The sequence below is a fragment of the Streptomyces sp. NPDC001194 genome, from assembly GCF_042896985.1.
Taxonomy (GTDB): Bacteria; Actinomycetota; Actinomycetes; order Streptomycetales; family Streptomycetaceae; genus Streptomyces.
This window is the reverse complement of sequence record NZ_JBIAXU010000017.1, coordinates 169,233-179,290: the sequence shown is the minus strand read 5'-3', so window position 1 is coordinate 179,290 and position 10,058 is coordinate 169,233. Positions and strand designations below refer to the sequence as shown.

Genomic DNA, 10,058 nt, shown 5'->3' with positions numbered 1-10,058 from the left:
TCGCCACCCGCTACGACAAACGAGCCCGCCACTACAAAGCCCTCGTCACCCTCGCCTGCCTACGACTATGGCTCCCCAACTGACATTGCGGACACGCCCTAGGCGCGGAAGGCCTCCGCGTGGTCGTGGGCCCAGGCTTCGAAGGAGCGGGCCGGGTGGCCCGTGAGGTGCTCCACGGCGTCGGTGATCTCGGTGGGGATCCCGTCGCCGGCGGCCCAGTAGTCGAGGAGCGCATCGGCGTAGGGGCCGGGGATGTACCCGTCGACCTCGGCCTTCCACTGCTCGGCGGTGACGGCCTCGAACCGTGCGGGGGCGCCCAGCACCCTGCCGAGTATCGCGAGTTGGGTCGCGAAGGTCAGCGACTGCGGTCCGGTCAGGTGGTACGCGCGGCCGGCGAGGGCCGGGTCGGTGAGGACGGCGAACGCGGCCTCGGCGAGGTCGGCCTCGTGGACCGGGTCGCAGTGCGAGCCCGGGTGGGGCAGGTGGACGGGGCTGCCGGACTTCAGCGACCGGGCCCAGCCGAGGGCGTTGCTCGCGAAGGAGCCGGGGCGCAGCAGGGTGGTGCGCAGCGGGGAGGCCAGCAGGGCCTCCTCGACGGCGAGATGGGCGGCGGCCAGCGGACTGTCGGCGGCGCCGGGGGCGAGCACCGAGGAGGAGGACAGGAGCACGACGTGCTCGACTCCGGCGGCGACGGCCTCCTTGACGAAGGCGTCGATGGCGGAGGCCTCGGCGTAGAGGAAGACGGACCGGACTCCGGCCAAGGCTCCCGGGAAGGTCGCGGGATCGCCCAGGTCGCAGCGGACGGCGCCCGGTGTGTCCGGTGCGCGGGAGGCGAGGCGGTGAGGGACGCCGCGGGCGGCGAGGAGGGAGACGAGGCCGCGGGCGACGGAGCCGCGGGCGCCGGTGACGAGGATCGACATGACAAGTCCCTGCTTCCTGTTCGCGTGGACGGTGTCCACGCTAGAATGAGTACGCGGCACAGATTCTGCATCACAAATACTCTGCGCCACACAGATAAATTTCAGGCATGGAGAAGCCGATGTCAACCGATTCCCCTCGTTCGAGTGACGCCGCCCGCGATGAATGGAGCCGCGCCGAACTGCTGGCGCGCATCGTCACCGAGAGCCAGCGGCACTACGCCGACTACTCGTTCTTCACGCAGGCGATGGCCGACCACGTCGGCCTGCACCCCACGGACATGCAGTGCGTCGCGCTCCTCGACATCGAACCCGGCCCCGTCAGCACCGGGGACATCGCCCGCCTCACCGGCCTGACCTCAGGCTCGGCGACCCGCCTCGTGGACCGGCTGGTCAAGGCCGGCATCGTCGAGCGCCTCGCCGACCCCCACGACCGGCGCCGCTCCCTCGTCGCCCTCGTCCCCGAGGCCCGCCGCCGGATCGGTGATGCCTGGGAGACCCCCGGCCGGGCCTTCGGCGCCGTCCTGGAGAGCTACTCCGACTCCGAACTCGCCGTCATCGCCGACTACCTGCACCGTGCCGCCGAGGTCGGCCGCGCCCAGGCCCAGCGCCTGAACTCCGGCGGCTGATCCCCCGCACGCGCGCCGGCGGCCGCCTCCGCGTCGTTCGCGGTGGCGGCCGCCGGCGGGGCGCGGTCGGGTACGGGCGCTACGAGCGCTACGCGCTCCCCATCTGCGAGAGCCCCCGCGCCAGGTCCTGCGCGTTCATCACCGGACTGATCTCGATCTCGGCGTTCAGCTCCATGAAGAGTCCTTCGAGCAGCGGCGGCATCTCCGCGCTGTCCTGCATGTCGAAGACGATCCAGCAGCTCCGGACGCCCTCGGAGGGGCCGAAGTAGGCGGCTTCCGGCTTGACCTTCTCCATGAGCTTCTGCATGGCCTGGGGCAGGGTCCCGGCCCTGGTGGCCTCATTGCCGGCCGGCGTGTCGATGTGGGCCCGGAGCATGACTCTCATGCCTGACTCCTTCCGTCGGGCCCACACTCGGCCGGGCCACCGGCGCCGGCAACCTCTCCTCGCCCATCCGGCCCCCGACACCGCCCACGAGCCCCGCCCCGGCCCGGCCGCCCCAGCCCGGCCCGGCCGCCCCAGCCCGGCCCCGCCGCACCATCCCGGCCCGGCCCGGCCTCAGTCGCCCGCGACCGCGCCCTGGACGTGGAAGTTGAAGTCCGCGTGCCCGAGCGTCCCCATCAGCCGGAGCCAGACGGGCAGGAGCATCTCCGTACCGCGGGCCGACTCGATCCCTCCGAGGTCGAGGATGCTCGCCTCCGGCCAGCCGAAGGAGTGGAGCAGTTCGCGTACGGACTTCTTGGCATCGGCGTCCTCACCCGACAGGAACACGTTGTGCTCGCCGGGCACCCGCGCCGGGTCGACCATGACCTGGCAGTTCATCGTGTTCAGCGTCTTGACCACCCGCAGCCCCGGGAAGGTCCGCTGGAGCAGCTCGCCCAGGCTGTCGTCGTCCACCGGGTCGAGGGTGGGCGGGAACCCCCGCGAGAAGTCCAGCGGGTTGGCGATGTCGATCAGCACCTTGCCGTCCAGGTGCGCGGCGTCCGCCTCCGTCAGGGCGGCCACGCTGACCTGCCCGCCGGTGGCGTTGACCAGGACGTCTCCGTGCCGGGCGGCGTCGGGGAAGGAGGCGAGGCCGACCTGCGGGTTGGCCGACTGCCATTCGGCGTACTCGGCGCGGGCGAGGGTGACCTCGGGATCCCGGGTGCCGATGACCACCTCGTGGCCGAGGGAGACGAGGCGGGCGGCCACCGTACGGCCGACGATGCCGGTGCCGAGGACTGCATAGCGCATGACCGGTTCCATTCCGTTCGAGGGAAAGGACGAAGGACGAGCAACAACTCCCGTACGGTACGCGTCAACCGCGCCGCTTGCGGCGGCTCACCCGGCGCGTCCGCACGCCGCCCGATCCGCCCCGCGCCCGGTCGTCCAGGGCGATCCACACCCGGACCTCGGTCCCTCCGAGCATCGAGCGCCCGATCCGCACGTCCCCGCCCGTCGACTCCGCGACCCGGCGCACGATGTCCAGCCCGAGCCCCGTCGAGCCGTCCCGCCCTCCGTCGTTGCCGCGCCGCAGCGCCGCGTCCGGGTCGGCGATCCCGGCGCCCGCGTCCGAGACGAGCACGATGACCGCGTCCCCCGCGTCGTGCACGTCCACCGCGAACGGCGTGCCCTCCGGGGTGTGCCGGAACACGTTGCCGAGCAGGGCGTCGAGGGCTGCCGCGAGCTCCGGCCGGGCGACCGGGAGCCGCACCGTACGGTCCACGCCCGCGAGCCGCACCTCGCGGCCCTCGTCCTCCGCCAGCGCCGACCAGAAGGCCATCCGGTCGCGGATCACCTCCGAGGCGTCGCAGCCCGCCCCGCCCCCGCCGCCGGCCGCGCCGGACGCCGGAGCGCGCTGCTCACGGGCGGTACGGATGATCGTGTCGACCTCCCGCTCCAGCTGCTCCACCGCCGCCCGGGTCTGCTCGGCGGCCGGCCCGTCGCCGAGCGAGGCCGCGTTGAGCCGCAGCACCGTCAGCGGCGTCCGCAGCCGGTGCGAGAGGTCGGCGGCCAGCTCCCGCTCGTTGGCGAGGAGTTCCACCACCTGGTCCGCCATCGAGTTGAACGCGACGGCCGCCGAGCGCAGTTCCTTCGGCCCGTCCTCCGGCACCCGCGCCCCCAGCCGGCCCTCGCCCAGCTGGTGCGCGGCGTCCGCGAGCCGCTCGGCCGGCCGCACCAGCCGGGCGCCGAGCCGGTCGGCGACCGCCACGGAGCCCACGATCAGCGCCAGGCCGACCCCCGCGAGGACGACCCAGGCCGTCGCGACGCCGTTGCTGACCTCGCTCTCCGGCACGAAGATCTCCACGACGGCGATGTCCCCCGAGCCGAGCGCGGTCGGCTGGAGCAGCGCCGAACCGCCCCCGGCCAGCCGGGCCGTCATGGCCCGCCCCATCCGCCGGGTCTCCTCCACGGCGTGCGACCCGGCCCGCGTGGTGCCGATCTCGACGGGTGCGCCACCCCCGATCGAGGGCACGTGGACGGCCATCCGCTGGGCCGCGCCCATCTGCGTGGACTCGACGGCCTTGCGCAGCTGACCCGGGTCCGTGGTGATGGACAGGGTCGGCCCTATCGTGGCGGCCTGCCGCTCGGCGTTGGAGAAGGCACGGTCGCGGGCCATCTCCTGGACGACCAGCCCGAGGGGTACGGCGAAGGCCACGACCACCATGGCCGTGACCGCGAGGCACACCTTGACCAGCGCCCATCTCACCTCGGCGGCTCCAGCTTGACGCCGACCCCCCGCAGGGTGTGCAAGTACCGCGGCCGGGCCGCCGTTTCGCCCAGTTTGCGGCGCAGCCAGGACAGGTGCACGTCGATGGTCTGGTCGTCCCCGTACGACTGCTGCCAGACCTCGGCGAGCAGCTCGCGCCGGGCCACGACCACCCCGGGCCGCCCGGCGAGGAAGGCCAGCAGGTCGAACTCGCGCCGCGTGAGGTCCAGTACGGCCCCGTCCAGCTCGGCCTGGCGCCGCAGCGGGTCGATGGCCAGCCCGCCCACCCGCAGTACGCGCGAGGGCGGCTCGGCCCCGGCGGCCGCGCGGGCACGGCGCAGGACGGCGGACATCCGGGCGGAGAGGTGCTCCACGGAGAAGGGTTTGGTCAGGTAGTCGTCGGCGCCGTCGTTGAGGAGCCGGACGATCTCGGCCTCGTCGTCGCGCGCGGTGGCGATGATCACCGGTACGTCGGTGATGCCCCGCAGCATCTTCAGCGCCTCCGACCCGTCGAGGTCGGGCAGGCCGAGGTCGAGGATGACCACGTCGAACCGGTGGTGGGCGACCTCGCGCAGCGCCTCCAGGGCCGTACCGACGCTCCGCACGGTGTGCGAGGCCTCGGTCAGGTGCCGGATCAGGGCGGAACGTACGAACTGGTCGTCCTCGACCACGAGCACACTTGCCATGGGCCGCACCGTAGTCCATTCGGGGGACCGGGCGGGGTGTCGGGCCGCTTCCCGGACGCGTGGTGCAGTATGTGCCCTGATGCACCGAGCACTTGTTCACGCACTCGCCTGGACGCTGGCGACCGGGGCGGCGGTGACGCTGTCCTGGTGGGGCGTGCACACGGTCATGTCCGGAACGGCCTACGATCCGCCGCTGGCGGTGCCGCTCACCACGCAGCCGCTGTCCTCCTCGACGCACGACGCGGCGACGCCCCCGGCCGCACCGTCACCGGACGCGCCCTCCCCGTCCGCCGCCTCCCCCTCGGCTTCGCCCTCCGCCGGCGCCTCGCCCGCGAAGCCCCCGCAGAAGGCCGCCCCGCCGAGCCCGAGCCCGGAGGGGCAGCAGGGCGACGGCGGGGATCCGGGCAAGGTGAAGGCCTACCCGGTCACGGGTGGCCGGGTGGTCTTCGACCTCGGGACGTCCTCGGCCGAGCTGGTCTCGGCGACACCGGACGCCGGCTGGCAGATGCAGGTGTGGAAGCAGCCGTACTGGATCCGGGTCACCTTCACGAAGGCGGGCCGGGAGATGTCGGTCTTCTGCACCTGGAACGGCCACCCGCCGCTGGTGGAGACGTACGAGGGCTAGGGCGTGTCGTCAGCGGATGACGCTGATGTTCGTCGCCTGCGGGCCCTTCGTGCCCTGGCCGAGGTCGTACTCGACCTTGTCGTTCTCCCGGAGCTCCTTGAAGCCGGTCCCCTGGATCTCGCTGAAATGGGCGAAGACGTCCGGGGTGCCGTCCTCGGGTGCGATGAACCCGAAGCCCTTCTCCGCGTTGAACCACTTGACGGTGCCCTGAGCCATGTCCCTGTCTCCCTGCTGCCCGACGGTGTCCGAGCGCCCCGGCGGGGCACCCGACTCGCAGACATACCCGCTCCCGGGCCGATCGGACCGCAAGGTCATCCGTACGAGGGCGTGTCGCGGCGCGGCGCGCCCCTCAGCGGAAGACCGAGGGCGGGGGCTCCGGCGAGGCCACCGCCGAGGCGTCCGCGACCGGGGCCGCGCCGCCCGCGAAATCCGCGAGGGCCCGCCCCTGCTCGACCCGGCCCGGATGCGGATCGCTCGCGACCCGGCGGGTGAACTCGGCGACCGGCAGCTCCCGGTCCGCGGCCACGAGCACCGCATTGCCGAACCGTTTCCCCCGCCACACCACCGGGTCGGCGGCCAGCGCCAGGTGTTCGAAGCGCGACGCGGCCGTCGCGATCTGGCCCTTGAGGTGCGCGAGCGGCGGGCCGTCCGCGAGGTTGGCCACGTACCACCCGCCCGGCGCCAGGGCCCGGCGTACGTCGTCCAGGAACTCTGCGCTCGTCAGGTGCGCCGGGGTCCGCGCGCCGCTGAACACGTCCGCGATCACCAGGTCGGCCCAGCCGTCCGGGACCTTGGCCAGGCCCGCCCGCGCGTCCACCGCCCGGACCCGGACCCGCGCCTGCGGGTCCAGCGGCAGGTGTTCCCGTACGAAGGCCACCAGCGCGGCGTCGATCTCCACGACCTGCTGGGTGGAGCGCGGCCGGGCGGCCGCCGTGTAGCGCGCGAGGGTGAAGGCGCCGCCGCCCAGGTGCACCACGTTCAGGGGCTGCCGGGCGGGTGCGACGAGGTCGATGAGGTGGCCGATCCGGCGCTGGTACGCGAAGTCCAGGTACCCCGGGTCGCCCAGGTCCACGTGCGACTGCGGGGCCCCGTCGATGAGCAGCGTCCAGGCCCGGGCGCGCTCCCGGTCGGGGGCCAGCTCCGCCGTGCCGCCGTCCACCCGCCCGACGACCGCCTCGGAGCCGGCGCTCCCGCCTCCGCGCCCGCGCTGCCTGCCGCCGCCGCTGCCGCTACCGCTTCCTCTGCCCTTGCCTGCCACCACCCCATTGTCGCCGGTCAGCGGCAGTTGTCCGCCGCTTCGATCAGGCGGGCGGCCTCGCCGAGCGCGGCGCGCAGCACCTCCGGGTCGGTGACCGGACCGACGGCTTCCGGGGGGAGCAGCCAGCCGGTGTCGCCGGCGGTGGGCGAGACGTCGCCGAAGCGCATGCCGCGTCCGTTGGTCTGGGTGCAGGCGCTGCCCGGCATGTCCCAGGCGTCGGCCGTGCCCGGCGGGACGAGGAAGCCGAGGGTGTCCCCGGATCCGTCGTGCAGCACCGGGCCGACCCCGCCGGCCCGGCTGGCTGCGCGGCGGATGATGTCCACGGCCTCCAGGCCCTGCCGGGTGGGCACGGTCACCAGGTCCGGCGCCTCGGCCGGGGCCGGCGAAGGGACGGTGACATCGGCCGAAGCCGCCGAAGCGACCGGGGCGACCGCCACGGCGCTCGCGGCCGGGACGGGGGTCGCGCCCGAAGACGCGGGCGCGGTGTTCATTCCAGTGCTCTCCATGCCGCCCTCCACCAAGGGAACCCCTCCTCGATCCGCGTACGAGCGGGGCGGGAGTCAGCTCGCACCCCGCATGGGCTCAACGCGCGAAAACGTCAACGGGTGCGGTGGCAAGACGCTGCAAAGGATGGCACTTCATGGCGGATCGCGGGTGAGATATCCCTTTTGTAGCCAAACACCGTGTCAGCCGTCCGCCTCTGACGGTACGTTCATGCGCGCCGGGACCTGCCCCATCCCGCGGAACCGGCGGTGCGTCCCTTGCCAGAGAGGCCACGTCCATGGCGGCGTTCCCCCACTCACCCAATCAGACGTTCCGGCGACTGCGCGGCCGTAACTCCCCGGCCGAGTTCGCGGCCATGGTGCGCCGGGCCGCGAAGGAAATCGGAGAAACGGTTTCCTGCGACGCCCGCTACATCGGCCGGGTCGAGTCCGGCGAGATCCGCTGTCCCAACTACGCGTACGAGCGGGTCTTCCTGCACATGTTCCCCGGCCTGACCCTGGCCGATCTGGGCTTCTCCCCGCGCGAGGCGGTCCGCGGCCGGTCCGCGCAGCGCAGCGCCCCTTTCACCCACAAGGAGAGCGACGTGCTGCGTCGCGCGTTCATGGCGGGCGGCTCCGCGACCGTGGCGGCCGCGACGATCGGCTTCACGCTGCTCGGCGACACCCGCCGGCTGCCCTCCCGGGCCGGCGAGCCCGAGGCGGCCGCGGTCGAGGAGGCCGTACGCCAGATCCGGCTGCTGGACGACCGGCACGGGGCCGACGCCCTGTACCGCAAGGCCGCCGAACCCCTGCGTACCGCCTACGCCCTGCTGGACGCGGGGGCCACCCGGCAGTCCACCGAGGACCGGCTGCACGCGGGCGCCGGGGAACTGGCCATCTCCGTGGGCTGGCTGGCGCACGACTCCGGCCGCTTCGACGACGCCCGCTCGCACTACGCGGAGGCCCTCGCCACGGCCCGGGTCGCGGGGGACGCGGGTCTGGAGGCGCACGCCTTCAGCAACATGGCCTTCCTGGCCCGGGACTGCGGGCGCCCCCGGGAGTCCGTACGGGCGGCCCAGGCGGGCCGTCGCGCCGCGCGTTCCCTCGGTTCCCCGCGGCTGCTGTCGCTCCTCGCGCTGCGCGAGGCGGGCGGCTGGGCGGGGCTGGCCGACCGCAAGGCCTGCGAGGAGGCGCTGACCCGGGCGCACACGGAGTTCTCCCGCGGCGCGGCGGCGGCCGACCCGGAGTGGATGTCCTTCTTCGGCGAGGCCGAACTGGAGTCCCTCGAGTCGCGGTGCTGGGCGGCCCTCGGCGAGCACGCCCGCGCGGCCCGGCACGCCCGCCGCGCGGCGGACCTCCAGGATCCGCACTTCGCGCGGAACGTGGCCCTCTACACGGCGGAGCTGGCCGACGACCTGGCGCGCGCGGGCGCCCCGGACGAGGCGGCCTGGGCGGGCGGGCGGGTCCTGGACCTGCTCACCGAGGTCCAGTCCACCCGGATCCGGTCGATGCTCTCGGGCACGGCCCGCGCCCTGGTCCCGCACCAGCGCAGCCCCCGCGTGGCCGCCTTCCTGACCCGCCACGCCACGGCCTGACCGCGCGGACCCGCCGGGCAGGCCGGCCAGCGGGGAGGCGGGCGGGCAGGCCGACCGGCCGCCGGGGGCTCCCGGACCTCCGGACCGCCCCGCTCAGCCGCCGACGTACTCGTAGACCGCGCCGTCCGGGTGCCGGAGCACGGCCCGCCGCCCGTTCGGCGTCTCGGCGGGCGCGGCGACGAGCTCGCCGCCGGCCGCCCGGGCCTTCGCGACGGCCGCGTCCAGATCGGCCACGCCCAGGGTCGCGGCCACCCCGGCGAACCGCTCCGCGACCTCGTCCGGTCCGGTGAAGAGGAGGAAGGGGCCCACGGCCGCCAGTTGCAGGCCGGCGAACGCGAACCGGTTCGCCGGCTCGCCGGTCAGCTCCTCGTAGAACGCCTGGACCGCGTCGAGGTCGGGCACGCGCCGCCGGATCACCACGGAATCGATCGTCACGGCCCCATCCTCGCAGCCGCGCCGATCCTCCAACCACCCACCCCAGTAAGCGACTTGTTCGCCTAGAGGTCGAGGTGGCCCGTGTCGTTCCAGCGTTCCAGGGCGGGGGCGCCGTACGCCCATCCCAGGACCGAGAGGGAGGTGGGCTCCAGGCGGATGCGGGCGCCGAAGGAGGCCTCCAGGCCGAGCCAGCGGGCGGCCAGGGTGCGCAGGATGTGCCCGTGCGCGAAGACCAGCACGTCGCGTTCCGCCGAGCGGGCCCAGGCGACGACCTCGTCGGCGCGGGCCGCGACGTCGGCCACGGACTCGCCGCCCGGCACCCCGTCGCGCCAGATCAGCCAGCCCGGGCGGACCGCCTGGATCTCGGCCGGGGTCATGCCCTCGTAGTCGCCGTAGTCCCACTCCATCAGCGCGTCCCACGGGTCCGCCTGGGCGCCGAAGCCCGCCAGGTCGCAGCTCTCGCTCGCGCGGACCAGCGGGCTGGTGCGGACCTCCACACCGGGCAGGCCGTTCCAGGGGGCGCGGGCCAGCCGCTCGCCGAGCAGCTTCGCGCCGCGCCTGCCCTCCTCCAGCATGGGCACGTCCGTGCGTCCGGTGTGCTTGCCGAGCTGGGACCACGCCGTCTGGCCGTGCCGGGCCAGGAGGATGCGGGGGGCCATAGGGAACTCTCCCGGTAAGTAGCAGTTCGTACGACTTTGGGCGATTGCGTCGTCCATCCATCATCCATCACATGAACACCAGGCA

The 10,058-nt window shown here is 74.1% G+C and carries 13 protein-coding genes and 1 pseudogene; 4 read left to right on the top strand and 10 right to left on the bottom strand.

What is annotated here, in order from left to right; genetic code table 11:
* Positions 1–83 (top strand): annotated as a pseudogene (locus tag ACFY1T_RS28090) (IS5/IS1182 family transposase); the annotation flags it as partial.
* A 15-nt stretch (positions 84–98) separates the two neighbouring features.
* Here ACFY1T_RS28090 and ACFY1T_RS28085 read toward each other — a convergent pair.
* Positions 99–920 carry an NAD(P)H-binding protein gene (locus tag ACFY1T_RS28085; protein ID WP_390790620.1) on the bottom strand — a complete coding sequence of 274 codons (822 nt, stop codon included), beginning with the start codon at positions 918–920 and terminating at the stop codon, positions 99–101.
* A 119-nt stretch (positions 921–1,039) separates the two neighbouring features.
* Between ACFY1T_RS28085 and ACFY1T_RS28080 the strand changes: the two genes are divergently transcribed.
* Positions 1,040–1,546 carry a MarR family winged helix-turn-helix transcriptional regulator gene (locus tag ACFY1T_RS28080; RefSeq protein ID WP_390790619.1) on the top strand — a complete coding sequence of 169 codons (507 nt, stop codon included), beginning with the start codon at positions 1,040–1,042 and terminating at the stop codon, positions 1,544–1,546.
* Between the two features lie 88 nt (positions 1,547–1,634).
* Here ACFY1T_RS28080 and ACFY1T_RS28075 read toward each other — a convergent pair whose 3' ends face one another.
* From ACFY1T_RS28075 to ACFY1T_RS28060, 4 genes are all read right to left on the bottom strand, one after another.
* Positions 1,635–1,931: a hypothetical protein gene (locus ACFY1T_RS28075; protein WP_390790618.1), complete on the bottom strand. Its 297-nt coding sequence runs from the start codon at positions 1,929–1,931 to the stop codon at positions 1,635–1,637.
* 171 nt (positions 1,932–2,102) lie between these two features.
* A complete protein-coding gene (locus ACFY1T_RS28070; RefSeq protein WP_390790617.1) occupies positions 2,103–2,777 on the bottom strand; it encodes an NADPH-dependent F420 reductase in 675 nt (224 codons plus the stop codon).
* Positions 2,778–2,841: 64 nt separating this feature from the next.
* Positions 2,842–4,233: a sensor histidine kinase gene (locus ACFY1T_RS28065; protein ID WP_390790616.1), complete on the bottom strand. Its 1,392-nt coding sequence runs from the start codon at positions 4,231–4,233 to the stop codon at positions 2,842–2,844.
* Entirely contained in the window at positions 4,230–4,919 is a 690-nt protein-coding gene (locus ACFY1T_RS28060; RefSeq protein WP_030010722.1) for a response regulator transcription factor, read from the bottom strand. The genes ACFY1T_RS28065 and ACFY1T_RS28060 overlap by 4 nt, the downstream gene beginning before the upstream one ends.
* A 79-nt stretch (positions 4,920–4,998) precedes the next feature.
* Between ACFY1T_RS28060 and ACFY1T_RS28055 the strand changes: the two genes are divergently transcribed.
* Entirely contained in the window at positions 4,999–5,544 is a 546-nt protein-coding gene (locus ACFY1T_RS28055) for a hypothetical protein (RefSeq protein WP_390790615.1), read from the top strand.
* A 9-nt stretch (positions 5,545–5,553) separates the two neighbouring features.
* Here the strand turns inward: ACFY1T_RS28055 and ACFY1T_RS28050 are convergent, their stop codons facing one another.
* The 3 genes from ACFY1T_RS28050 to ACFY1T_RS28040 form a co-directional block, all read right to left on the bottom strand.
* The gene (locus tag ACFY1T_RS28050; protein ID WP_327132204.1) at positions 5,554–5,760 is read right to left on the bottom strand and encodes a cold-shock protein; all 207 of its coding nucleotides are present in this window, start codon (positions 5,758–5,760) and stop codon (positions 5,554–5,556) included.
* Positions 5,761–5,893: 133 nt separating this feature from the next.
* Positions 5,894–6,703: a spermidine synthase gene (locus ACFY1T_RS28045; RefSeq protein ID WP_051805672.1), complete on the bottom strand. Its 810-nt coding sequence runs from the start codon at positions 6,701–6,703 to the stop codon at positions 5,894–5,896.
* A gap of 116 nt (positions 6,704–6,819) precedes the next feature.
* Complete coding sequence (locus ACFY1T_RS28040) at positions 6,820–7,308, bottom strand: hypothetical protein (protein WP_390790614.1); 489 nt, start codon at positions 7,306–7,308, stop codon at positions 6,820–6,822.
* Positions 7,309–7,583: 275 nt separating this feature from the next.
* On the opposite strand from ACFY1T_RS28040, the gene ACFY1T_RS28035 reads away from it, so the two are divergent.
* On the top strand, positions 7,584–8,879 hold the full coding sequence (locus tag ACFY1T_RS28035; protein WP_030866360.1) for a hypothetical protein: 1,296 nt from the start codon (positions 7,584–7,586) through the stop codon (positions 8,877–8,879).
* Between the two features lie 93 nt (positions 8,880–8,972).
* Here the strand turns inward: ACFY1T_RS28035 and ACFY1T_RS28030 are convergent, their stop codons facing one another.
* Both ACFY1T_RS28030 and ACFY1T_RS28025 read right to left on the bottom strand, forming a co-directional pair.
* Positions 8,973–9,314, bottom strand: a complete 342-nt coding sequence (locus ACFY1T_RS28030; RefSeq protein ID WP_390790613.1) for a VOC family protein — start codon at positions 9,312–9,314, stop codon at positions 8,973–8,975.
* A gap of 62 nt (positions 9,315–9,376) precedes the next feature.
* Positions 9,377–9,973 carry a histidine phosphatase family protein gene (locus ACFY1T_RS28025; RefSeq protein WP_030866362.1) on the bottom strand — a complete coding sequence of 199 codons (597 nt, stop codon included), beginning with the start codon at positions 9,971–9,973 and terminating at the stop codon, positions 9,377–9,379.
* Between the last annotated feature and the right edge of the window lie 85 nt (positions 9,974–10,058).

Excerpts from the sequence above, each read along its gene's own strand:
- ACFY1T_RS28085 (WP_390790620.1), bottom strand. The coding sequence starts at position 920 with ATGTCGATCCTCGTCACCGGCGCCCGCGGCTCCGTCGCCCGCGGCCTC.
- ACFY1T_RS28080 (WP_390790619.1), top strand. The coding sequence starts at position 1,040 with ATGTCAACCGATTCCCCTCGTTCGAGTGACGCCGCCCGCGATGAATGG.
- ACFY1T_RS28075 (WP_390790618.1), bottom strand. The coding sequence starts at position 1,931 with ATGAGAGTCATGCTCCGGGCCCACATCGACACGCCGGCCGGCAATGAG.
- ACFY1T_RS28070 (WP_390790617.1), bottom strand. The coding sequence starts at position 2,777 with ATGCGCTATGCAGTCCTCGGCACCGGCATCGTCGGCCGTACGGTGGCC.
- ACFY1T_RS28060 (WP_030010722.1), bottom strand. The coding sequence starts at position 4,919 with ATGGCAAGTGTGCTCGTGGTCGAGGACGACCAGTTCGTACGTTCCGCC.
- ACFY1T_RS28055 (WP_390790615.1), top strand. The coding sequence starts at position 4,999 with ATGCACCGAGCACTTGTTCACGCACTCGCCTGGACGCTGGCGACCGGG.
- ACFY1T_RS28050 (WP_327132204.1), bottom strand. The coding sequence starts at position 5,760 with ATGGCTCAGGGCACCGTCAAGTGGTTCAACGCGGAGAAGGGCTTCGGG.
- ACFY1T_RS28040 (WP_390790614.1), bottom strand. The coding sequence starts at position 7,308 with ATGGAGAGCACTGGAATGAACACCGCGCCCGCGTCTTCGGGCGCGACC.
- ACFY1T_RS28035 (WP_030866360.1), top strand. The coding sequence starts at position 7,584 with ATGGCGGCGTTCCCCCACTCACCCAATCAGACGTTCCGGCGACTGCGC.
- ACFY1T_RS28025 (WP_030866362.1), bottom strand. The coding sequence starts at position 9,973 with ATGGCCCCCCGCATCCTCCTGGCCCGGCACGGCCAGACGGCGTGGTCC.